This window comes from Pseudomonas sp. GW822-FHT02D10 (assembly GCF_058802345.1).
In genome coordinates, this window is record NZ_JBXAOB010000025.1 from 1 (window position 1) to 23,321 (window position 23,321).

A 23,321-nucleotide genomic window follows, 5' to 3' on the forward strand; every position below is an offset into this window, starting at 1 on the left:
GATTCGAACTTGCTCTCGATTTCCAGAATGCCGCTGTCCGGACACTGCGCCACACTGGAGATGAAATCGTCATCGCCAGTGCTGACCGTCGTGCTGGTGTTACCCAGTTTGATCCGCCGATCCATGCCCATCAGCGACGGCAAGTCGGCAGCGTGGCTAACTTTGTCCGCGGCCTTGATGAACCAGCGGTTGAGTTGTTCGCGATAGAGACCGAGGGTGTCTTTGAAGCTGTCGAGTTCCTGCTCGATACGTACGATCTGCTCCATCAGTTCAGCTCCGCCATCAGGTACTCCACCAAGGCAGTTTTCGGTGCTTCAGGCAGATCAGGCGCTTCAAGAAAGATCGCGACTTTGTGCCGCAAAACGCTTTCGGAAAACGCCTCGTGCAGGTCAGGGCGATCCTCGCTCAGCCACGTCAGCAGGTTGTCGATTCGAGTGGCGGCAGACTGGGCCCCGAGTTGTGCCAATAGCGCGCCGGGAATCTCCCACCATGGAAAAACCCTGGATGTTTCCAGCGCGCGGCCACCGATTTCCAGGGCCTGGCCATTGATAAGGCAGCGCCCAATCAGCGGCATCAGTTGAGCGACATCAACCTCCGCGGACTGAAGAATCGGCAGCAAATAACGTCCGTCCCAGAAACGGAAAAACACCGCGTTGCCGTTGGGTAACAGGGCTTGCGTGAGGCTGCGCAGATGATCGACCAGCACCTCTTGAGGGGCAGAAGACACCGCTAGCCAACCCCAGTCGCGAGACTCAGTGGTGGCGACCCACTCCAGAAACTCACTGCCAGCAGCGACGATTCCAACATAGGGCATCACCGGTCCCCACTCGGCGTAAGCGGTGTCGGCCCAGATTGGGCTCGGCGCTTGCGCAGTGATCGAACGCTGCCAGGCTTTAAGGGGTTCAGCGGAGCTGGCATTGCCGAACACCGCGAACAACTGCTCGGAAGGTTTCAGCGGATGGCGCTCGAGCCAAACACCAGGTGACAAGGCATCAGGCTGCACAGACACCCTCCTTGCAGCGCTCGCATTCTTCACAGAACGGCGCGTCGCTTTTCAGGCTCAAAATCTGTGCGGCACTCAGCAGCGCTGGCGTGGCGGCTACGCGCTTCAACAGTGGATCGGGCAAGGCCGGCGCAGCAGCCATGGCCGGTATCGGCGCACCACCAAGCTGAATCGGTACGCTGCTGAAAATCCCGGCAGCGCTGATGTTGATCCACTGCCCACCCGCCTGAATGGTCGCGTTGGCACCGCCGTCGATCACGACTTGCTGGCCGGCGCTGACATGGAATTGCTGACTGGCATTGAGCGCCTGATTGGTCACCCGAATGTGTCGGTCGCCGACCACCGCCAGGTGATCGTCCTGCTTCACTTCGGTCTGGCGATTGCCGTGGGTGATGCGCTGTTCGTCAGCCTTCAGTTCATGGCGGGAGGTGCCGATCACTACCACGCTGCGCTGGTTGTCCACTTGCACGCGTTGATCGTTCAGAACGTGCTGGGTCCAGTCGCGCTGGGCACGCAGATAGATTTCTTCGGCGCCCTTGCGGTCCTCGATGCGCAGCTCGTTGTAGCCGCCGCCACCGGGACTGCTCTGGCTGCGAAAAATGCTGCGGGTTTTGTCCGCCGGCAGGTCGAGTGGCACCGAATTAGCCCCATTCGGCAGACAGGCCATGACCAAGGGTTTGTCCGGGTCGGCATCGACAAACCCTACCAGCACTTCCATTCCCACCCGAGGAATCAGCACGCTGCCATAACGGTCATGCGCCCAACCACTGGCCACTCGCAGCCAGCAACTGGAATGCTCGTTGAGCTGCCCCTCTCGGTCCCAGGCAAATTGCACCTTGACCCGCCCGAACTCGTCGCAATGAATTTCGCTGTCTTTCGGTCCAGTGACGATCGCGTTCTGATAGCCCGGTACTCGCAGCTTGTTTTCAGCCAATGGCGGACGAAACGGTACGTCCCACGGCGTCGCCAGAAAGGTATTGCGATAGCCCTGAAACTCACCGCTGTCAGCAGACTCTTCCAGCACTTGCGGCTGCCGGCCGTGGTGCTCGATTTCTGTCAGTAGCCACAGGTCATTCCACTCTGTGCGCGGGTGTTCGGCGAGCTTCAGAAAATGCCCGGTGAGTAACGCCGCTTGATCACTACGACCTTCAGCCTGACGGTAGTCCGCGCCATGGCGCTCCAGTGCCCGTTGCGCGAGATGTTTGCCGTGGCCACGATCGGTGAATTGACCGGGGTAGTGGTAATCCTCCAGCACCGGGCGCTGTTCGCTGTCGACGGTGCTTTGCAGCAACAGACCGGGCTTGTGGAAGTCGTAGTCGCGACGGGTCACTGCGGTGGTGCGGGTTTCCAGTCGTACGTTGAAACGCTTGATCGCAGGCTGGTCGGTGGCCATCCCGCTGCCTGGCAAGTAAAGGGTCGACTCCGCAAGCATGCGGAAAACCGTCTGGTCGTCTCCGAACACCAGCAAGTGGCCGTTCGGGTTGTGCTGGAAGTGGTAGTGAATGCCGATCTCGGCGCACAACCGCTGAATAAACGCCAGATCACTCTCGGCGTATTGCACGCAGTACTCACGCTCCGGGTATTCGTCACCGAGCTGGAATTCAAAGGCGTCGCGCTGGATCCCATGCTGCTTGAGGATCTGCTCGATGATCGCCGGAACGCTTTTGTGCTGGAAGATTCGCTGGTTGATGCGCTGATCGAGATAGGCCAGTCGCGGCACCAGACTGATTTGGTAGCGGGTCAGACGTTTGCCGGAATCGCCTTGGGCGACGCGATACACCTGACCATGAATACCGGAGCCTTGAGCATTGAAACTGAGGAAAGCCTGACGGTGCAGGAGGATTTCGAGGTCGAGGTCCGGATGTTCGCTGACCAGTTCCAGGTCGAAACGATAGGGTTGGCTGATGGCTTCCTTGCCCGTGAACTCAAGTACGTTGAGCTCATTCTGGACGCCGTCGAGGGTCAACGTGAAACGCGGTTCATTGGCAGGCGTGAGCATCCGATGTCTCTGAAGCAGAATGAAGGCGGGCGATTCTGCATGAGCGACAAGGGGGGGTGATCGAGGGTCAGAAAAATCAGATTTGCCCTGATTTTTTAGAGATTTCTCCTTCAGACATTGGGATCAATCACTACAGACATTCCTCTCGGACGGACGGTAATGAGACCCTCAAACGTAAAACACATCAGAAAAAACGGCCCGCATCCATAAGGCTGCGGGCCATTTTTGATTCAGGAAATGATCAGAGCATCAGCTCATCCGCGCATTTATGACTGATGTTTCCCCAGGAACGCCATCAGCCGATGAACCGCATCAAAGACGGTTGCACCTTGGTGCGCGAATGCTATTCAACACAGTAAATAAGGTGCAACCAGCTTTTTGAGAATATGTTTCACCTAGTACGAATTGTCTTTTATTCCCCTCTTTTTGCTCCTTTTCGGAGCAAGAACCTTTGGCGACTACTGCAAAAAGCACCAAGCAGGAACGGGACTCGCGTACCAGAATTTATTTCCTGACAAGCTGCCGATTATTCCGACAAAAAAGGGTTGCACCCGGTTGCACCTATTTCGACGCACAGCTAATCTTGCCGCCAGCTGATGCCACGCAGTCGTGGCAAACATGAGGATAAAAATATGGCGACCACCACCCTTGGGGTCAAACTCGATGACCCGACCCGCGAGCGCCTCAAAGCTGCCGCGACCTCGATTGATCGCACGCCGCACTGGCTGATCAAACAGGCGATTTTCAATTACCTGGAAAAACTCGAGGGTGGTGCAACCCTGACCGAGCTGAGCGGCTTGACCCGCTCCGAAGCCGATGACGGTGCTGACGTCCCGACCGATCACGCTCATCAATGCTTCCTCGAATTCGCTGAAAGCATCCTCCCGCAATCGGTGCTGCGCGCCTCGATCACTGCCGCCTACCGCCGCCCGGAGCCGGAAGTGGTGCCGATGTTGATCGAACAGGCGCGTCTGCCAGCTGCAATGTGCGACGCCACCAACAAGCTCGCCGCCTCGATTGCCGAAAAACTGCGCAATCAGAAAAGCGCCGGCGGCCGTGCCGGGATTGTTCAGGGTCTGTTGCAGGAATTCTCCCTGTCGTCCCAGGAAGGCGTGGCGCTGATGTGCCTCGCCGAAGCGCTGCTGCGCATCCCGGACAAAGGCACCCGTGACGCGCTGATCCGCGACAAGATCAGCACCGGTAACTGGCAGCCACACTTGGGCAATAGCCCGTCGCTGTTCGTCAACGCCGCCACCTGGGGCCTGCTGCTGACCGGCAAACTGGTCGCCACCCACAACGAAGCCGGCCTGACCTCGTCCCTGAGCCGCATTATCGGCAAAAGCGGCGAGCCGATGATCCGCAAGGGCGTCGACATGGCCATGCGCCTGATGGGCGAGCAATTCGTCACCGGCGAAACCATCGCCGAAGCCCTGGCCAACGCCAGCAAGTTCGAAGCCAAAGGTTTCCGCTATTCCTACGACATGCTCGGTGAAGCCGCACTGACCGAACATGACGCCCAGAAATACCTCGCGTCCTACGAGCAAGCCATCCACTCGATCGGCAAGGCGTCCCACGGTCGTGGCATTTATGAAGGCCCAGGCATCTCGATCAAGCTCTCGGCCCTGCATCCGCGTTACAGCCGTGCCCAGTACGAGCGCGTGATGGACGAGTTGTACCCGCGCCTGTTGTCGCTGACCTTGCTGGCCAAGCAGTACGACATTGGCCTGAACATCGACGCCGAAGAAGCTGACCGCCTTGAGCTGTCGCTGGATCTGCTCGAGCGTCTGTGCTTCGAGCCGCAACTGACCGGCTGGAACGGCATCGGTTTCGTCATCCAGGCTTACCAGAAGCGTTGCCCGTACGTGATCGACTACGTGATCGACCTGGCTCGCCGCAGCCGTCATCGCCTGATGATCCGTCTGGTGAAAGGTGCATACTGGGACAGCGAAATCAAGCGCGCCCAGGTCGAAGGCCTGGAAGGCTATCCGGTCTACACCCGCAAGGTGTATACCGACGTGTCCTACATCGCCTGCGCCCGCAAACTGCTGTCGGTGCCGGAAGTCATCTACCCGCAGTTCGCCACGCACAATGCCCACACCCTGTCGGCCATTTACCATATCGCCGGCCAGAACTACTACCCGGGCCAGTACGAGTTCCAATGCCTGCACGGCATGGGCGAACCGCTGTACGAGCAAGTGGTGGGCAAGGTTTCCGAAGGCAAACTGAACCGTCCATGCCGCGTTTACGCACCGGTCGGTACTCACGAAACACTGCTGGCCTACCTGGTCCGTCGCCTGCTGGAAAACGGTGCGAACACCTCGTTCGTCAACCGCATCGCCGACCACTCCATCTTGATTCAGGAGCTGGTGGCCGATCCAGTAGCCAGCATCGAGCAGATGGCGACGCTGGAAGGCGGCTTCGGCCTGCCGCACCCGCGTATCCCGCTGCCGCGTGACCTCTATGGTAGCGAGCGCGCCAACTCCAGCGGCATCGACCTGGCCAACGAACATCGCCTGGCATCTCTGTCCTGCGCCCTGTTGGCCACCGCTCACACTCACTGGAAAGCCGCGCCGATGCTAGGCTGCGCCGCCAGTGCCGAAACCCCGGCACCGGTGCTCAACCCGTCGGATCACCGTGACGTGGTCGGCCATGTGCAAGAGGCCACCGTTGAAGACGTCGACAATGCCATCCAGTGCGCACTGAACGCCGCACCGATCTGGCAGGCCACTCCGCCAGCCGAACGCGCCGCGATTCTCGAACGCGCTGCCGACCTGATGGAAGGCGAGATCCAGCCGCTGATGGGCCTGTTGGCTCGCGAAGCCGGCAAGACCTTCGCCAACGCCATCGCCGAAGTGCGTGAAGCCGTGGATTTCCTGCGTTATTACGCGGTGCAGGCGCGCAACGATTTCACCAACGACGCCCACCGGCCATTGGGTCCCGTGGTGTGCATCAGCCCGTGGAACTTCCCGCTGGCGATCTTCAGCGGTCAAGTCGCTGCTGCATTGGCCGCCGGCAACCCGGTGTTGGCCAAGCCTGCGGAGCAAACCCCGCTGGTAGCGGCGCAAGCCGTGCGCCTGCTGCTCGAAGCCGGGATTCCGGAAGGCGTGTTGCAACTGCTGCCGGGCCGTGGCGAAACCGTCGGCGCCCGTCTGGTTGGCGATGATCGGGTCAAAGGCGTGATGTTCACCGGCTCCACCGAAGTCGCGCGCTTGCTGCAACGCAACGTCGCCGGTCGCCTGGATGCCCAGGGCCGTCCGATCCCGCTGATCGCCGAAACCGGCGGCCAGAACGCGATGATCGTCGACTCTTCGGCACTGACCGAACAAGTGGTGATCGACGTGGTGTCCTCGGCCTTCGACAGTGCCGGCCAACGCTGTTCGGCCCTGCGTGTGCTGTGCTTGCAGGAAGATTCCGCCGACCGCGTGATCGAAATGCTCAAAGGCGCCATGGCTGAATGCCGCCTCGGTAATCCAGATCGCCTGTCCGTGGACATCGGCCCAGTGATCGACGCTGAAGCCAAGGCGGGCATCGAGAAGCATATCCAGGCCATGCGCGAGAAAGGTCGCAACGTCTACCAAGTCGCCATCGCGGACATGGAAGAATGCAAGCGCGGCACTTTTGTCATGCCGACCCTGATCGAGCTGGAAAGCTTCGACGAGCTGCAACGGGAGATCTTCGGTCCGGTACTGCACGTGGTGCGCTACAAGCGCAAAGACATCGATCAACTGATCGAGCAGATCAACGCTTCCGGCTACGGCCTGACATTGGGTGTGCACACGCGTATCGACGAGACCATCGCCAAGGTGATCGACAACGTCAACGCCGGTAACGTCTATGTCAACCGCAACATCGTCGGTGCTGTGGTCGGCGTGCAGCCGTTCGGTGGCGAGGGTCTGTCGGGGACTGGCCCGAAAGCCGGTGGTCCGTTGTACCTGTACCGCCTGCTGTCGACACGCCCTACCGACGCGATCGAACAATCCTTTGCTCGCGGCGATGCCCTGAGCGCACCGGATGTTCGCCTGCGTGATGCCATGAGCAAACCACTGACCGCCCTGCAAACCTGGGCCGACAGCCACAAGCTGACCGAGCTGAGCGCGCTGTGCGTGCAGTTCGCGGCACAATCACAAAGCGGGATCACCCGCACGCTGAACGGCCCGACGGGCGAGCGCAACAGCTACGCCATCCTGCCGCGTGAACACGTGCTGTGCCTGGCGGAGGTCGAAAGCGATCTGCTGACCCAACTGACGGCAGTACTGGCGGTGGGCGGCTCGGCGGTGTGGGCGGAAGGTGAACTGAGCAAGGCACTGCTGGCTCGTCTGCCGAAAGAAGTGCAAGCGCGGATCAAACTGGTGGCCGACTGGAACAAGGACGAAGTGCTCTTCGATGCGGTTCTGCATCACGGCGACTCCGACCAGTTGCGTGCCGTCTGCCAGCAAGTGGCCAAGCGTTCCGGCGCTATCGTCGGGGTACACGGTCAGTCGCAAGGCGAAACCGGCATTGCGCTGGAACGTCTGGTGATCGAGCGCGCGCTGAGCGTCAACACCGCTGCGGCGGGTGGTAATGCCAGCTTGATGACGATTGGCTAAAAAAGTGTAAGCAACGAAAATCATGAATACGAAAAAGGAGAGCTTGCTCTCCTTTTTCGTATTCATATGTGGTTTATAACTGGGGTATTAATGGGCCACCTGACGTACTCCAAACCGCCACAAACTCCAACCCTTTACCAGCTCGGAAACCAAAATTAAAGCCACCATTAAAACAGGATTGTAACCAGGGAAAAACTGAACGCCAATCAGCAAAATCGAAACGGATGGAATAAGGAAAAATAGTCTCAGCGGTATCTGCAAATAACTTATCCACTTCGCCTCCTCTCGCCGCGCGAAAAACAAGAAACAGCTGATCACTATTGAGAGTTGCAATATCCAACTCATAACCACCATTCCAAACTGTAAAAAACCATGATCCGATAACAACGCTAGCGTACTGACCACATCCGTCAGATAGGGGATTTTACCGCTACGCAGAGAACCGATGACGTACCAAATGAGGTACAAGGCATCGAACCCACCCCACATCCACACGACTACCGTCTTAGACTGTTCATTTTCAGCAATCATTTTTCGCCTGTTCTCCGCTCATAAACAGTGTTGGCTGTAGCTGGAACCCAATGCCAAGACTTACCTGTCACCTGCCACTCATCATCGGCCTCCAGGAATCGTTGTTTTATGTACCGTATGGCCCCGTACGCATGTGTGGCCGAGTGAGTTTCGAAAGAATATTCGTCCTCACCGAGCGGGATCCACTCCTGCACTATAGTTCGAGTAGTGTTTGCAAAATCCTTTCCATCAGAAAAAATCAAACGCCCTTCATCGGCTAATGTTCCTGATCTGTTTACAAGTACAGTAAGGGTGTTTTTCACGCTGTCATAGTCAATGTTTTTGGTCATCCATTTTCCCGGTCCTGACTCTAATTTAGATTTATTCCGAGCTGGATCCAACATTTTAGGTAATCTCAGAATATCCCTCTCTGCCACCAGCTCACTCTTGGTCTCTGTGCGCCGAAGCGAAAAGCCAGCCAAAGAAAACTTCTTTCCCGTCAAATGCGAGTATGTTCCGAAGGAGTCTTGGCTGAGTGGGCTGAATGGATCATCGGAAACCAGCAGCCAATCGCCACATTTGACTTTTTCAAGAATTCTGGCTTTGTCAGGCTCGTGCAAACAGTTGGCGATGGAGGAACCGCACGCCTTGATCAGGTCAGTCAGTCCTGATATTTCCATTGGACGGAAAAGGGAGCGCTCCACTTTTGCCGACGTAAAGAAGGGACTTTCAATGTGAGCAAGGCTGTATTTTTTCATCTCACTGCGGGGGATTAATCTCTTCATTTCATCACCAGGGCTGGAATAGGCAGTTTTTTGTGCCATCACGACGAGGCTTGATACCGCACCACCTCGTTTTTTGATGTCGCCTGATTCCCCTTATTACGTACGAAACTTCGTATACCTCACTCAGTACGCACGCTAGCCCCCCATTAAGTCGGCGCTATACCGCCGACGTGTTTTGCCCCTCCATCACGCTCATCAATCATCCTGTTCACCCCACCCTGCCCGCGCCTAGACTCGGCCCATTCCAATCAAGGTAGGCCGCCATGTCCGAGACGTTGCTCAGTTCCCGCAATCTGGCTTTCGAGCTGTATGAAGTCCTCGATGCCGAGGGCCTGACCCAGCGCGAGCGCTTCGCCGAGCACAACCGCGAGACGTTCGACGCCGCCATTGGTACGGCGCGCAGCATTGCCGAGAAGTTCTTTGCTCCGCACAACCGCAAGGGCGACGAGAACGAACCGCGTTACGAAGACGGTAAGGCGATCCTGATTCCGGAAGTGAAGCCGGCGGTGGATGCCTTCCTCGAAGCGGGTTTCCTCAACGCCGCACGCAGCTTCGAGGCCGGCGGCATGCAGTTGCCGACCCTGCTCTCGCAAGCCTGCTTTGCACACTTTCAGTCAGCCAACGCCGCGACGACGTCCTACCCGTTCCTGACCATGGGCGCAGCCAACCTGATTGAAAGCTTCGGCACCGATGAGCAGAAGCGGCGCTTCCTGCAACCGATGATCGACGGCCGCTTCTTCGGCACCATGGCCCTCACCGAACCTCACGCCGGCTCGTCGCTGTCGGACATCCGCACCCGCGCCGAGCCCGTCGCCGATGGCACGTATCGACTCAAGGGCAACAAGATCTTCATCTCCGGCGGCGACCACCCGCTGTCGGAAAACATCGTGCACATGGTGCTGGCCAAACTGCCGGATGCACCGGCCGGGGTGAAAGGCATTTCGCTGTTTATCGTGCCTAAATTCCTGGTCAACGATGACGGCAGCCTGGGCAAGCGCAACGACGTGCTGCTGGCCGGGCTGTTCCACAAGATGGGCTGGCGCGGCACCACCTCTACCGCGCTGAATTTCGGCGATAACGGCGAGTGCGTTGGCTATCTGGTGGGCAATCCGCACCAAGGCCTGAGCTACATGTTCCAGATGATGAACGAAGCGCGAATCGGCGTCGGCATGGGCGCGGTGATGCTCGGCTACGCCGGCTACCTGTACTCGCTGGAATACGCCCGCGAACGCCCGCAAGGTCGCCTGCCGGACAGCAAGGACCCGAACACCGCGCCGGTGTCGATCATCCAGCACGCCGACGTCAAACGCATGCTGCTGACCCAGAAGGCGTACGTCGAAGGCGCATTTGACCTCGGTTTATATGCAGCACGACTGTTCGATGACACCACCACGCTTGAGACTGAAGCCGGGCGCAAACAGGCTCATGAACTACTCGACCTGCTGACACCGATCGTCAAATCCTGGCCATCGGAGTTCTGCCTCAAGGCCAACGAACTGGCGATCCAGATCCTCGGCGGCCACGGCTACACCCGCGAGTATCCGGTGGAACAGTACTACCGCGACAACCGCCTGAACCCGATCCACGAAGGCACCCACGGCATCCAGTCGCTGGACCTGTTGGGCCGAAAACTGGCGCAGAACGGCGGCGCCGGGCTCAAGCAATTGATCCGCTTGATCGCCGAGACTGCCGAACGTGCGCAAGCGTTTGATGCCTTAACCCCATTGCGCCAGCCACTGGAAGCGCTGGTGGCACGCCTGCAAACCGTGACTATCGGCCTGCTGACTGACCTGGGCCAAGGCAAAGTCAACAGCAGCCTCGCCAACTCGGCGCTGTACCTCAAGGCATTCGGTCACACAGTGATCGGCTGGCGCTGGCTGGAACAGGCAATTCGTGCAGAGGAAGGGTTGGCCAAGGGCAATGCGGCGGATGTCGGTTTCTATAAAGGCAAGCTGCAAGCGGCGCGCTACTTCCTGACCTGGGAAGTGCCGGGTTGCCATCACGAACTGGCGATTCTTGAGGCGCGGGATGATACGTGCCTGAGCATGCGGGATGAGTGGTTCTGACCCGAGCCTTGCGTCGCGGCTGAAAACCAATCGCGAGCAATCGAGCGTCGACCGGCTGCTCCCACATTTGAACGCGCTGTCTGGTTAAACGCGGATCATTGTGGGAGCAGCCGGTCGACGCTCGATTGCTCGCGATGGCTTACGCATCATCAACACTTACTTCAGCTTGAACCCACCCATCTGCCGCGCCAAGTCATCCGCCAATCGCTGCAACGTCTGGCAATCCTCACGACACGCCCTCACCTCACCCGCCGTGGCCCGCGCCAAATCAGAAATCCCCTGCACGTTGCGGTTGATCTCTTCGGTCACTGCCGACTGTTCTTCAGTGGCCGTCGCCACTTGATGGTTCATGTCGCTAATCCGTTCGACCTGCCCGGTAATCGCGGTCAACGACGCTCCGGTGCGCTGGCTCGACTCGACACCTGTGCCGGTTGCCGCCTGCCCGGAATGCATCGACGACACGGCATTTTCTGCACCCTGCTTGAGGCTGCCGATCATCTGCTGGATTTCATCGGTGGACGATTGCGTACGCCGCGCCAGTGTCCGCACTTCGTCAGCCACTACTGCAAAGCCCCGCCCCATGTCGCCGGCCCGCGCTGCTTCAATCGCCGCGTTCAACGCCAGCAAGTTGGTCTGTTCGGAGATCCCGCGAATGACTGCCAGCACCTGGTCAATAGACGCTACCTGAGTCGCCAGCTCGCCGACGGCACTGGCAGCGATACCGATTTCGTCGGACATGCTTTCGATATGCCGAATTGAACCGCCGACCACTTCACGCGCCTGTAACGCTTCATCGCGAGCCGTTTGTGAGGCGACTGCCGCGTTGCCGGCGTTCTGCGCGATTTCCTGCACGGTGAGGCCCATCTCGTGCACGGCGGTGGCGACCATGTCGGTCATTTCCTGCTGCCGACCGGAACGCTCGGCCGTGTTTTCCACCACCCGCGCGACCTGCCCGACAGCCGTGCGCAAACGCTCGCTGGTGGCCAACGCTTCGCCGATCAAGTTGCGTTGATTTTCAAGGAAACGGTTGAAGCCTCGGGCGAGGTCGCCCAGCTCATCGGCGCGACTGGAATCTAACCTGTGGGTCAAATCGCCACCACCGCTACCAATCGCTACCAGCGCCGCTGTTACCTGACGGATCGGCCACACCAAACCGCGAGCCAGCAACACCACCAATAACAGGCACACCAACGCAACACCCAGACCGATGGCGCTGGTCAGCCACATCGCGTGTCGGGCCTCGGCGTAAATTTGCGATTGCGGCACTTCGGCCACCAGGGTCCAGCCCAGATCACGCAATGGCAGGCTCAGGGCCAGGTAGTCTTCGCCGTCGCGTACAAAACCGCTGCTGGTCAGGCCTTGATGACCCATCACGGCTTGCGCCGCCGGGCCGCCGATCTGCTCGGCCAACTGGCGTTTGTTGCTGAACCCGGCCTCGGGATGAACCTGGATCAAACCGTCGGAACGCACCAGATAGACCTTCCCGCGTGCACCGAAGCTGAAGTTGTGAATCAGCTCCGAGAGCTCCTTCATGCTCAGGCCGAGCCCGGCGATGCCCACGACTTTACCGCCCTGCGAGACCTTGAGGTCGATGAACAAGGCCAGCTCGCCGGTCGCCGTGTCTTTGTCGATATTGAGCGTGCGCGGCTGATTGCTGTCGAGGAAGGCATAGAACCAGGCATCGCTCGGATGGGATCGGCTGAGGGTCCGATCAAGGCCTTTTTCGGTGTAGTAGTGGCCCGACTCAGAGCCTGCGATCAGCGCGGTAAAGGCTTTGTGCTCGGCGCGGATGCCTTCCAGGTAGCGGGCAAAGCCGTTGGCCCGGTCAGTGTTTTCACCTTCGGCCAACCACTGGCGCACCATGCTGTTGCTGGCGATGTCCTTCGCCGCGGTGAGCGGCTGGACCAGAATCCGTTCGATGTCGTTGCGCATCGCTTCGATGCTCGACGGCAGCGCTTGCTCGACCAGATAGCTCTGGGCGAGGCGGTTGACCACCAGGGTATAAATGCCGACCACGATCAGAATACTGACCAGCAGGGCGGTGCCCATACTCAGGATCAACTGCCATTGAATACTGCGTCGCCAGAACTGCATGTAGCACCCCCCAAAGAGTAAGAGGCGAAACTACTGCAACTGCCATGCCGATTGTATACAACTAAATCGACAATCCACTCTTTGGTTGTGCTCAAGCTGATCAGGCCTGATTGATCGTCTTCGAAATCACTTCAACCGTGGCGCTGACTTGCTCTTGGTAACGGTCGAGTTCCTGCTGGTGACGTTTCTGCATTTCTAGCTGCTGCGAGCACAGGTTCATTGCCGTCAGCACCAACAGTTTGTCCCCGATCAGGGTCGGGTATTTCTTTTTGGTCTGCGCCAGCACCGCTTTCAACATCAATGCGGCGTCCAGCAGGGTCTGCTCTTCCCCGGCCGGCGCCTTGATCGAATAGTCTTCCCCGAGAATCGAGACGACTTTTATCCCGTCGGCACCGTGTCTCATGCGTTCACAGGACCTGCGCTCACGCGCTCAACCAGGGCTTGAATGCGCGCAACAGTGGCGCCCTGCTTCTCTTCCTGCTCCATCAGGCTCAGCTGCAGGCTTTCGTTTTCATCCTTGGCCTGAGCCAGTTCTGCGCTCAGTGTCGCGTTTGTGCCGAGCAGTTCCTGGTTCTGTTGCACCAGATCGCTGACCAGTTGTTCCAATTGGCTTAGGGATGCTTCCAACATTTTGATTTTCCGAGCATTTTCAAAGGGCGCGTACGATAAAGAAAAGTCACCACAGGCGCCAGGGATATTCGGGCGCAGAGCCTTGATGTTCCTGGCGGCGACCTTGCTTGCGAGTTTTAAAGACTGCGATTGTCCGATCTGGTTCCTGACAGCTCGTCAGAGCGACCGATCCGCGGCAAAAGCGCGCAGCGGCTCAAGACTTTGGTTGTATGACCGATAAGTCATGCATACCTCGTCTCAGACCTCGTGCCAATGCGCGCTATTCGGTGAACACCATGTCCCTTCGTAATATGAATATCGCACCGCGGGCATTCCTCGGCTTTGCCCTGATCGGCACGCTGATGTTGATTCTGGGTGTGTTCGCCTTGAACCAGATGAGCAAGATCCGTGCGGCCGGTGAGAACATCATCCAGAGCAGCGTGCCGAGCTTCAAGGCGCTGGACGAGATCACCCAGCTCACCTTGCGCTTGCGGGTGCAGTCCTACCGCTTGCTGATCAACCGCGAACCGGACGCACAGCAAAAGACCCTCGCGCAGTTCGATCAACGCAACCAGCAGATTCGCGCGGCCCAGTCCGATTACGAAAAACTCATCAGCAGCCCGCAGGAACGTGCGGCCTACGATGAGTACGTGCAACTGTTGGGGCAGTACCGTCAGCTGGAAGACCGCATGAAGAGCCTGTCGCGTAATAATCAGGTCGACGAATTGCAAAACCTGCTCAACACCGAACTGCCGAACAACGCTAACGCAGTCAATGACGTGCTCAACCGGCTGATGCAGATCAACAACAATCAAGCCGCCGACTTCAACCAGAAAGCCGCCGACCAGTATTCCTCGGCCTTCAACCTGCTGGTGACCCTGCTGGTGATCGCCACTGGCCTGACCCTGCTCTTCGCCTGGTTGCTGACCAACAGCATCACCCAGCCCATCGCCAAGGCACTGAGTGCCGCCGAAGAAATCGCCGAGGGCAATCTGACCCGGCCGATCGTCGTCGACGGCAGCGACGAAGCTGGCCGCTTGTTGCAGGCCATGTTGAAGATGCAGGAAAAACTGCGCGACACCCTGCAACGAATCTCGGGCTCGGCGACTCAGCTGTCCTGCGCTGCCGAAGAGCTGAACAGCGTCACCGATGAAAGCGCCCGTGGCCTGACTCAGCAAAACAACGAAATCGAGCAAGCCGCGACAGCCGTCAATGAAATGACCAGCGCCGTGGAAGAAGTCGCGCGCAACGCGGTGAGCACATCCGAAGCCTCGAAAAACGCCACCACCTCTGCCGGTGACGGCCGTGATCTGGTGCAGGAAACTGTCAGCGCTATCGAACGCATGAGCGCCGATGTGCAGAGCACTGCCACCCTGATCGGCGACCTGGCCAACGAGTCGCGAGACATCGGCAAGGTGCTGGACGTGATTCGCGGTTTGGCCGATCAGACCAACCTGCTGGCACTGAACGCCGCCATCGAGGCCGCTCGTGCCGGTGAAGCCGGCCGCGGTTTTGCGGTGGTGGCCGACGAAGTTCGCGCCCTGGCTCATCGCACGCAGCAATCGACCAGCGAAATCGAACGCATGATCGGCAGCATCCAGAGCGGCACCGAACACGCTGTCGATTCGATGCGCAACAGCACCGAACGCGCGGAATCAACCCTGAACATCGCCCGTGGTGCCGGTCTGTCGCTGGACACCATCAACAGCGCCATTGTCGAAATCAACGAGCGCAACCTGGTGATCGCCAGCGCCGCCGAAGAACAGGCCCAAGTGGCCCGCGAAGTCGACCGCAACCTGGTGAACATCCGCGACCTGTCGGTGCAATCGGCCACTGGCGCCAACCAGACCAGCGCCGCCAGCAACGAGCTGTCGCGTTTGGCGCTGGACCTGAACAATATGGTTGGGCGGTTCAGCCTCTAAGAAAAAATCGCAGCCTTCGGCAGCTCCTACGAGGATTACACAGTCAGCGTAGGAGCTGCCGCAGGCTGCGATCTTTTGATCTTCAAAAGCTTTTTGACAGCATCACATTTCAACAGGTTAGAATCGCTGGCACGCAGACTGCATGGATCAGTGTGCGCCCGCCTTTCAGCTTTCTGGAGTACCGCCTTTGAATGCGACGACCATCAACAGCCTGTTCTTGATCGGCGCGTTGCTGGTAGGCGCGAGCATTCTGGTGAGCTCACTTTCGTCCCGCCTCGGGATCCCGATTCTGGTGATCATCCTGGCCGTGGGCATGGCCGCCGGTGTCGACGGCGGCGGCATCATCTTCGATAACTACCCCACCGCCTATCTGGTCGGCAACCTCGCTCTGGCCGTGATCCTGCTCGACGGCGGGTTGCGCACTCGGGTCGCGAGTTTCCGTGTGGCGTTGTGGCCGGCGCTGTCGCTGGCCACGTTCGGGGTGCTGATCACCACCGGGCTGACTGGCATGGCCGCCGCCTGGTTGTTCAACCTGAACCTGATCCAGGGCCTGCTGATCGGTGCCATCGTCGGCTCTACCGACGCCGCGGCAGTGTTCTCGCTGCTGGGCGGCAAAGGCCTGAACGAGCGGGTGACCGCCAGCCTCGAAATCGAATCCGGCAGTAACGACCCGATGGCGGTGTTTCTCACCGTCACCCTGATCGACATGCTCGCCAGCGGCCAGACCGGTCTGCAATGGAGCCTGCTCACTCACTTGATTCTTCAATTCGGTATCGGCGCTATCGTCGGCTTGTGCGGGGGTTGGCTGATGCTGCAAATGGTCAATCGTATCCACCTGGCCGCCGGCCTGTATCCGATTCTGGTAATCGCCGGCGGTCTGGTGGTGTTCGCTCTGACCAACGCCCTGCACGGCAGCGGCTTTCTCGCGGTGTACCTGTGCGGTCTGGTGATCGGCAACCGTCCGGTGCGTAGCCGCCACGGCATTCTGCACATGCTCGACGGCATGGCCTGGCTGGCGCAGATCGGTATGTTCCTGGTGCTGGGGTTGCTGGTGACACCCCACGACTTGCTGCCCATTGCCCTGCCCGCCCTCGGTCTGGCGCTGTGGATGATTCTGTTGGCGCGGCCGCTGTCGGTGATGGTCGGCTTGCTACCGTTCAAGGCTTTCCATGGACGCGAGAAGGCCTTTATCTCCTGGGTCGGTTTGCGTGGCGCGGTTCCGATCATTCTGGCGGTGTTCCCGTTGATGGCCGGCCTGCCGAACGCCCAGCTGTACTTCAACCTCGCGTTCTTCATTGTGCTGGTATCGCTGCTGGTACAGGGCACCAGCCTGCCGTGGGTCGCCAAACTGTTGAAGGTGACGGTTCCACCTGAGCCCGCGCCGATCTCTCGGGCCGCCCTCGAAGTCCATGTCACCAGTGAGTGGGAACTGTTCGTGTACCGTCTTGGCGCAGAAAAATGGTGCATCGGCGCTGCCCTTCGCGAGCTGAAAATGCCCGAAGGCACACGTATCGCGGCACTGTTTCGCCATCAGCAACTGCTCCATCCGTCGGGTAGTACGGTGCTCGAAGTCGGCGATTTACTCTGCGTTATCGGCCATGAACACAACCTGCCGGCGCTCGGAAAACTCTTCAGCCAGGCACCGCAACGCGGCCTCGATCTGCGCTTCTTCGGCGACTTTGTCCTGGAAGGCGACGCCCAGCTGGGTGCGGTTTCAGCGCTGTACGGGCTACAACTCGAAGGGGTCGATCCCGACATGCCGCTAGGTCGCTTCATCACCCAGAAAGTCGGTGGCGCTCCCGTGGTCGGCGACCAGGTCGAATGGAACAACACCATCTGGACGATTGCGGTCATGGACGGGAACAAGATTGCCAAAGTGGGCGTCAGATTTCCCGAAGGAAGTCGCCCAGGCCCCGGGTTGTTCCTCTAAACTCCCTTTTTCGTTACGTTTTCGATCGGTCTCTATGCCAACTCTGCGCTCATTTTTTGCTATTGCCCTGCTCGGGCTCAGTCTCTCCGTCGGCACCCTGCAAGCGGCCGAACCGCCGTCCACCGAGACCGTCCAGAAGAGTCTGGACAAGATCGCCGAGCGCAAGCTGCCCGAGGCCGATCAAAAAGCCCTGCAACTGGTGCTGCAACAGACGCTGGCCCAGCTGTCCAGCAGAGACGATTACGAAAAGCGCCTGAACGACCTCAAGCAGCAACTGAGCACTGCGCCCAAGCAGAACATCGAAAACCAACGCGAGCTGGAGCGCCTCAAGGCCAGCAAAGTCGTACCGATCGAACAACGTTACGCCAACCTGTCGGTGCCACAACTCGAGCAGATGCTGACTGAACGCAGCACCCAGCAAAGCGATCTGCAAAGAGCCCTGGCCGATGCCAACAGCCTGATCATCACCGCCCAGACCCGCCCCGAGCGTGCCCAGGCCGAGATCAGCGCCAGCCAGACGCGCATCCTGCAAATCAACAGCACCCTCAAGCTGGGCAAAGACAACGGCAAAGCCCTGACGAACGAGCAACGCGACACACTCAACGCCGAACTGGCAGCGCTGAACGCGCTGATCCCGTTGCGTCGTCAGGAGCTGGCCGGCAACAGTCAACTGCAGGACCTGGGCAGCAGCCAACACGACTTGCTGCTGGAAAAAACCGCACGCATGGAGCGAGAGATCCAGGACCTGCAAACCCTGATCAACCAGAAGCGCCTGGCCCAGTCTCAACAGACGGTGACTCAGCAATCGATCGAAGCGCAAAAAGCCGGCGGCAGCAATCTGCTGGCCACGGAAAGCGCTGCTAACCTGAAGCTCTCCGACTACCTGCTCAAAAGCACCGACCGCCTCAACGAACTGACCCAGCAGAACCTGCAAACCAAGCAGCAACTCGACAGCGTGACCCAAAGCGACGCCGCGCTGGACGAGCAAATCAGCGTACTCAAGGGCAGTCTGCTGCTGTCCAAGATCCTCTACAAACAGAAGCAGGCCTTGCCACGGCTCATGCTTGATCGGAACCTGGCCAACGACATCGCCGACATTCGCCTGTACCAGTTCGAGGTCAATCAACAGCGCGAACTGATCAGCACGCCGGGCGCCTATGTGGATAACTTGCTGGCGAGCCAGCCACCCGATCAGGTCACCCCGCAATTGCGCAAAAACCTGCTGGACCTGGCCGTCACTCGCGCCGACCTGCTGGAGCGCCTGAGCCGCGAGCTGAGTGCCCTGCTCAACGAATCCATCACCTTGCAACTGAATCAGAAGCAACTGCTCACCACCGCTCAGAACCTGCGCGCGACCCTCGACGAACAGATGTTCTGGATCCCCAGCAACAAACCGCTGGACTTCGAGTGGATGCGCGGCGTGCCGGACCGTCTGGAGAAACAGGTCACCACCCTGCCGTGGGCTTCGAGCCTGAGTGAGCTGGGCGATGGCCTTACCCAGCGACCGCTGCTGTTTCTGCCGTTGGTGCTGCTGATCGGCTTCCTGGTCTGGCGGCGTAAATACCTCTATGCACGGCTGAACAAGGTGCACAAGGACATCGGTCACTTCAAACGTGACAGCCAGTTGCACACACCGCAGGCGATTCTGATTAACGTGCTGCTGGCTATGCCGGTGTCACTGGCCCTGGCCCTGTGCGGTTTCGCCTTGCAGATCGACGCCCGCGGGCAAAACGCCAACCTTGGCGCCGCTCTGCTGCAAATCGCCCAGGCGTGGCTGGTGTTCTACACCGCGTACAGGATTCTTGCGCCGGGTGGCGTGGCGGAACTGCACTTTCGCTGGGAAAGACCTCAGGTGGAATTCCTCCGTGGCTGGATCCGCCGTCTGGGTATGGTGGTGCTGGCGCTGGTGGCTGTGGTGGCGGTTGCCGAATTGCAACCGGCGGCCCTGACGGACGACGTAATCGGCATCGCCGTGGTGCTGACCTGCTACGCCTTGATGGCCTGGTTGCTCAGCCGCCTGCTGATCAACAGTCCGACCCATAACAGCGCCTCCCTGTTTCGCAAAGCGGTCGGCGTTCTATTCACTGTGCTGCCGATCGCCTTGTTTATCGCCGTGTGTTTTGGCTACTTCTACACCGCACTGAAACTCAGCGACCGTTTGATCAACACCCTTTATCTGCTGATGTTCTGGCTGATCATCGAAGCGACCTTCGTTCGCGGCCTCAGTGTCGCGGCGCGGCGTCTGGCCTACCAGAGGGCCCTGAGCAAACGCCAGGCCGCCAAGGAAGCCGGCGACGGCGACGCGATCGTCGAAGAGCCGACCCTGGACATCGAGAAAGTCAACGAACAGTCCCTGAGCCTGATCCGTCTGGCCCTGCTCGGCGGTTTCATCGCTGCGCTGTATTGGGTCTGGAAAGACCTGATCACGGTGTTCTCCTACCTGGACAACATCACGTTGTACGAATACACCAGCGGCGTCGGTGCCAACATGAGCATGGTGCCGATCAGCATCGGCGACATTCTCGGTGCGCTGATCATCATCGGTATCACCATGGCCCTGGCGCGAAACCTGCCAGGCTTGCTGGAAGTGCTGGTGCTGTCCAAGCTCGACCTGGCTCAGGGCAGTGCCTACGCCACGACCACCCTGCTGACCTATGCGATTGCCGGCGTGGGTTTTGTCTCTACCCTGTCGACCCTCGGCGTGAGCTGGGACAAACTGCAATGGCTGGTGGCCGCGCTCTCGGTCGGTCTGGGTTTCGGCATGCAGGAGATCTTCGCCAACTTCATCTCCGGGATCATGATCCTGTTCGAACGCCCGGTACGAATTGGCGACACGATCACCATCGGCCCCCTGTCGGGCACGGTGAGCAAAATTCGCATCCGAGCCACCACCATCACCGACTTCGACCGCAAGGACATCATTGTCCCGAACAAGACGTTCATCACCGGGCAACTGATCAACTGGTCGCTGACCGACACCGTGACCCGGGTGACCCTCAAGTTGGGCGTCGGCTACGATTCGGACCTGGAGCTGGTGCGAACCCTGCTGCTCAGGGCCGCCATGGAAAACCCGCGCGTGCTTAAAGATCCTCTGCCCTCGGTGTTCTTCCTGAACTTCGGTGAAAGCACCCTGGAACACGAGCTGCGTATTCATGTCCGTGACCTCGGCGACCGTAACCCGGCACTCGATGAAATCAACCGGTTCATCAACAGCGAGTTCAAGAAACACAACATCAACATCGCTTTCCGTCAGGTGGATGTGCACCTGAAAAACCTGACAGGTCAGGAACAGCTAGTGCTGGCCACCGATGCTGTCAAACCCGCCACGCCTCCCGATACAGGCAAGACTCCACCCGAGCCACCATCGGTGCACCTCGACTGACTGGACGCCATGCGCCAATCCCCAGCAGAATGCTTGGACATTCTGCTGGAGATGGCCGTTGAAAGCCCTCGACGAACTGACCTTCGACAACCGCTTCGCCCGCCTGGGCGACGCGCTCTCAACTCATGTGCTGCCTGAACCCATCGGCGAACCACGCCTGGTGGTTGCCAGCCCTGCGGCCATGGCCCTGCTTGACCTCGACCCGAGCGTCGCCGAGACCCCGGTGTTCGCCGAACTGTTCGGTGGCCACAAGCTATGGGCAGAAGCCGAGCCGCGGGCGATGGTCTATTCCGGGCACCAGTTCGGTTCCTACAATCCGCAATTGGGCGACGGTCGCGGGCTGCTGTTGGGCGAGGTCTACAACGAGGCCGGCGAACACTGGGACTTGCACCTCAAGGGCGCCGGACAAACACCGTACTCGCGCATGGGCGATGGCCGCGCGGTGCTGCGTTCGTCGATTCGTGAGTTTCTGGTATCTGAAGCGTTGCACGCGCTGGGTATCCCGACCACTCGCGCACTGTGCGTGATCGGTTCGAACACCCCGGTCTGGCGTGAGAAACAGGAACGGGCGGCAATGGTCCTGCGCCTGGCGCCGAGCCATGTGCGCTTCGGCCACTTCGAATACTTCTACTACACCAAACGGCCCGAACAGCAGAAAGCACTCGGCGAGCACGTATTGGCGATGCATTTCCCCGAGTGCCTGGAACAGCCCGAACCGTACCTGGCGATGTTCCGCGAAATCGTCGAGCGCAACGCCGAGCTGATTGCCAAATGGCAGGCCTACGGTTTCTGCCACGGGGTGATGAACACCGACAACATGTCGATCCTGGGCATCACCTTCGACTTCGGCCCGTTCGCCTTCCTCGATGACTTCGACGCCAACTTCATCTGCAACCATTCCGATGACCAGGGCCGTTATTCGTTCAGCAATCAGGTGCCCATCGGCCAATGGAACCTCAGCGCGCTGGCCCAGGCTCTGACACCGTTCATCAGCGTCGATGCTCTGCGTGAAACCCTCGGCTTGTACTTGCCGCTGTATCAGGCTCATTACCTGGACCTGATGCGCCGTCGCCTCGGCTTGACCACTGGCGAAGAAGACGACCAGAAACTGGTCGAAAAACTGCTGCAACTGATGCAAAACAGTAGCGTTGACTACAGCCTGTTTTTCCGCCGTTTGGGCGATCAAACCGCCGAGATCGCGGTCGCCCGCTTGCGCGACGACTTCGTCGACATCAAGGGTTTCGATGCCTGGGCCGAGCGCTACTGCGCGCGCGTCGCCCGCGACGGCAACAGCGATCAAGCACAGCGCCGCAGCCGTATGCACGCGGTCAATCCGCTCTACATCCTGCGCAACTATCTGGCGCAGAAAGCCATCGATGCGGCAGAAAGCGGTGACTATGCAGAGGTTCGCCGCCTGCACGCGGTACTGAGCAACCCGTTCGAAGAACAACCTGGCATGGACAGCTACGCCGAGCGCCCGCCTGAGTGGGGCAAGCATCTGGAGATCAGCTGTTCGTCGTGAGGACGGTCAGATGAAGGTTTCCACTGACACGCCGAAGCGTTCGGCCAACCAGCGGATCTGCCGCAGGTTGAGCTGGCGCTTGCCGCTGAGGATTTCCGATACCACCGATTGCGCGCCCACACCCGGTAGCTCGCTCTGACTCAAGCCGTGTTCGCGCATCATGTAACGCAGCACATCAACTCCACTGGCCACAGGCATTGGCCGGTGTTGCTGGTCGTAGGCCTCGATCCAGTCACTGAGGATCTCCACCAGACTCATGAGCGGGCTCGATTCATCGTCGCCGACGAGGTCCAGCAACTCATCGAGCGCCTTTACCAGCACATCGTAATCAGCCTCGTTTTTCGGTTTGCGTAGCAACGGCGACACAAAGTGCCAGTGCTCAGCGGCTTGTTTGATCAGAACGCTCATCGACGCTCCTCCTTCCATTTACCCTTGTCATATTCACGATGGTCCATTACCTGTTTGATATACAGCCGTTGCGCCATGTAGTGCACAACAGCGATCAGGCGCAGCTTGTTCCCACCGATATCAAACACATGTAACGCCCCCACCTTATCGGCTGCAGGAAACATCGCCTTCATCGCCGCAAAGTCGCCCGGGCTGTTCCTCTTGATCTGTCGATACCATTGATCCAGCGCATTGGCCGAATGCGGCCATTGCTCCTTGGCCTCCCATATTCGTTTTTAGGTGATCACACGCATGCAACATCCTTATCGCATCTTGCTATGGGGGTTAAGCCCTGACTCTGTATATCGCAACTTGCTATACACGCAGGCAGACCAGCGGTGCACAGTTCGATGCGTTCTATCAGCCTAGATACGCGGTTCCCTTTGGGGTCGGCGAAAATGTGAGCACATGAGACGCGTTGCTCAGTTCACTACCGTATCGCCCACGACTGCTCTGAAGCCATGCA

The 23,321-nt window shown here is 59.2% G+C and carries 16 protein-coding genes and 2 pseudogenes; 7 read left to right on the forward strand and 11 right to left on the reverse strand.

Annotated features, from left to right (window positions below; translation table 11 throughout):
- The 3 genes from AC1RPZ_RS25880 to AC1RPZ_RS25890 all read right to left on the reverse strand — a co-directional run.
- Positions 1-266 (reverse strand): hypothetical protein (locus tag AC1RPZ_RS25880; RefSeq protein WP_493140551.1); only part of this gene is annotated, 266 nt, incomplete at its 3' end.
- Positions 266-1,003 carry a DUF4123 domain-containing protein gene (locus AC1RPZ_RS25885; RefSeq protein WP_493140553.1) on the reverse strand — a complete coding sequence of 246 codons (738 nt, stop codon included), beginning with the start codon at positions 1,001-1,003 and terminating at the stop codon, positions 266-268. The genes AC1RPZ_RS25880 and AC1RPZ_RS25885, both read right to left, overlap by 1 nt.
- Positions 993-3,002, reverse strand: coding sequence for a type VI secretion system Vgr family protein (locus AC1RPZ_RS25890; protein WP_493140555.1), 2,010 nt, complete (start codon positions 3,000-3,002; stop codon positions 993-995). The genes AC1RPZ_RS25885 and AC1RPZ_RS25890 overlap by 11 nt, the downstream gene beginning before the upstream one ends.
- Before the next feature lie 632 nt (positions 3,003-3,634).
- Between AC1RPZ_RS25890 and putA the strand changes: the two genes are divergently transcribed.
- Entirely contained in the window at positions 3,635-7,588 is a 3,954-nt protein-coding gene (putA, locus tag AC1RPZ_RS25895) for a trifunctional transcriptional regulator/proline dehydrogenase/L-glutamate gamma-semialdehyde dehydrogenase (protein ID WP_493140557.1), read from the forward strand.
- 87 nt (positions 7,589-7,675) lie between these two features.
- Here the strand turns inward: putA and AC1RPZ_RS25900 are convergent, their stop codons facing one another.
- Positions 7,676-8,119, reverse strand: coding sequence for a hypothetical protein (locus tag AC1RPZ_RS25900; RefSeq protein WP_493140559.1), 444 nt, complete (start codon positions 8,117-8,119; stop codon positions 7,676-7,678).
- Positions 8,116-8,925 carry a hypothetical protein gene (locus AC1RPZ_RS25905; RefSeq protein ID WP_493140561.1) on the reverse strand — a complete coding sequence of 270 codons (810 nt, stop codon included), beginning with the start codon at positions 8,923-8,925 and terminating at the stop codon, positions 8,116-8,118. Before AC1RPZ_RS25905 ends, AC1RPZ_RS25900 begins: the two co-directional genes overlap by 4 nt.
- A 221-nt stretch (positions 8,926-9,146) precedes the next feature.
- Between AC1RPZ_RS25905 and AC1RPZ_RS25910 the strand changes: the two genes are divergently transcribed.
- Positions 9,147-10,949, forward strand: a complete 1,803-nt coding sequence (locus tag AC1RPZ_RS25910) for an acyl-CoA dehydrogenase (protein WP_493140563.1) — start codon at positions 9,147-9,149, stop codon at positions 10,947-10,949.
- Between the two features lie 156 nt (positions 10,950-11,105).
- Here AC1RPZ_RS25910 and AC1RPZ_RS25915 read toward each other — a convergent pair whose 3' ends face one another.
- The 4 genes and pseudogenes from AC1RPZ_RS25915 to AC1RPZ_RS25930 form a co-directional block, all read right to left on the reverse strand.
- Positions 11,106-11,846, reverse strand: a complete 741-nt coding sequence (locus tag AC1RPZ_RS25915; protein WP_493140636.1) for a methyl-accepting chemotaxis protein — start codon at positions 11,844-11,846, stop codon at positions 11,106-11,108.
- Between the two features lie 126 nt (positions 11,847-11,972).
- A pseudogene (locus AC1RPZ_RS25920) lies at positions 11,973-13,043 on the reverse strand (HAMP domain-containing protein); the annotation flags it as partial.
- 100 nt (positions 13,044-13,143) lie between these two features.
- Positions 13,144-13,446, reverse strand: a complete 303-nt coding sequence (locus tag AC1RPZ_RS25925; RefSeq protein ID WP_493140565.1) for a cell division protein ZapA — start codon at positions 13,444-13,446, stop codon at positions 13,144-13,146.
- Positions 13,443-13,673, reverse strand: a complete 231-nt coding sequence (locus AC1RPZ_RS25930) for a hypothetical protein (protein WP_019691434.1) — start codon at positions 13,671-13,673, stop codon at positions 13,443-13,445. Before AC1RPZ_RS25930 ends, AC1RPZ_RS25925 begins: the two co-directional genes overlap by 4 nt.
- A gap of 290 nt (positions 13,674-13,963) precedes the next feature.
- On the opposite strand from AC1RPZ_RS25930, the pseudogene AC1RPZ_RS25935 reads away from it, so the two are divergent.
- The 5 genes and pseudogenes from AC1RPZ_RS25935 to selO all read left to right on the forward strand — a co-directional run.
- A pseudogene (locus tag AC1RPZ_RS25935) lies at positions 13,964-14,719 on the forward strand (MCP four helix bundle domain-containing protein); the annotation flags it as partial.
- Positions 14,711-15,574 carry a methyl-accepting chemotaxis protein gene (locus AC1RPZ_RS25940; RefSeq protein WP_493140637.1) on the forward strand — a complete coding sequence of 288 codons (864 nt, stop codon included), beginning with the start codon at positions 14,711-14,713 and terminating at the stop codon, positions 15,572-15,574. The pseudogene AC1RPZ_RS25935 and the gene AC1RPZ_RS25940, both read left to right, overlap by 9 nt.
- A 187-nt stretch (positions 15,575-15,761) precedes the next feature.
- Entirely contained in the window at positions 15,762-17,504 is a 1,743-nt protein-coding gene (locus AC1RPZ_RS25945; RefSeq protein ID WP_493140567.1) for a potassium/proton antiporter, read from the forward strand.
- A 34-nt stretch (positions 17,505-17,538) separates the two neighbouring features.
- On the forward strand, positions 17,539-20,886 hold the full coding sequence (gene mscK, locus AC1RPZ_RS25950; RefSeq protein ID WP_493140568.1) for a mechanosensitive channel MscK: 3,348 nt from the start codon (positions 17,539-17,541) through the stop codon (positions 20,884-20,886).
- Positions 20,887-20,944: 58 nt separating this feature from the next.
- The gene (gene selO / locus AC1RPZ_RS25955) at positions 20,945-22,408 is read left to right on the forward strand and encodes a protein adenylyltransferase SelO (RefSeq protein ID WP_493140570.1); all 1,464 of its coding nucleotides are present in this window, start codon (positions 20,945-20,947) and stop codon (positions 22,406-22,408) included.
- A gap of 6 nt (positions 22,409-22,414) precedes the next feature.
- On the opposite strand, the gene AC1RPZ_RS25960 is transcribed toward selO, so the two are convergent.
- Together AC1RPZ_RS25960 and AC1RPZ_RS25965 are read right to left on the reverse strand one after the other, a co-directional pair.
- Positions 22,415-22,816 (reverse strand): helix-turn-helix domain-containing protein, encoded by a 402-nt coding sequence (locus AC1RPZ_RS25960; RefSeq protein ID WP_493140572.1) that lies wholly within the window; start codon positions 22,814-22,816, stop codon positions 22,415-22,417.
- Positions 22,813-23,085, reverse strand: a complete 273-nt coding sequence (locus tag AC1RPZ_RS25965; protein WP_493140639.1) for a type II toxin-antitoxin system HigB family toxin — start codon at positions 23,083-23,085, stop codon at positions 22,813-22,815. Before AC1RPZ_RS25965 ends, AC1RPZ_RS25960 begins: the two co-directional genes overlap by 4 nt.
- Positions 23,086-23,321: the final 236 nt, after the last annotated feature.

Coding starts and splice junctions, on each gene's coding strand:
- AC1RPZ_RS25890 (WP_493140555.1), bottom strand. CDS start 3,002: ATGCTCACGCCTGCCAATGAACCGCGTTTCACGTTGACCCTCGACGGC.
- putA (WP_493140557.1), top strand. CDS start 3,635: ATGGCGACCACCACCCTTGGGGTCAAACTCGATGACCCGACCCGCGAG.
- AC1RPZ_RS25900 (WP_493140559.1), bottom strand. CDS start 8,119: ATGATTGCTGAAAATGAACAGTCTAAGACGGTAGTCGTGTGGATGTGG.
- AC1RPZ_RS25910 (WP_493140563.1), top strand. CDS start 9,147: ATGTCCGAGACGTTGCTCAGTTCCCGCAATCTGGCTTTCGAGCTGTAT.
- AC1RPZ_RS25915 (WP_493140636.1), bottom strand. CDS start 11,846: ATGACCGACATGGTCGCCACCGCCGTGCACGAGATGGGCCTCACCGTG.
- AC1RPZ_RS25925 (WP_493140565.1), bottom strand. CDS start 13,446: ATGAGACACGGTGCCGACGGGATAAAAGTCGTCTCGATTCTCGGGGAA.
- AC1RPZ_RS25930 (WP_019691434.1), bottom strand. CDS start 13,673: ATGTTGGAAGCATCCCTAAGCCAATTGGAACAACTGGTCAGCGATCTG.
- AC1RPZ_RS25940 (WP_493140637.1), top strand. CDS start 14,711: ATGCAGGAAAAACTGCGCGACACCCTGCAACGAATCTCGGGCTCGGCG.
- mscK (WP_493140568.1), top strand. CDS start 17,539: ATGCCAACTCTGCGCTCATTTTTTGCTATTGCCCTGCTCGGGCTCAGT.
- AC1RPZ_RS25960 (WP_493140572.1), bottom strand. CDS start 22,816: ATGAGCGTTCTGATCAAACAAGCCGCTGAGCACTGGCACTTTGTGTCG.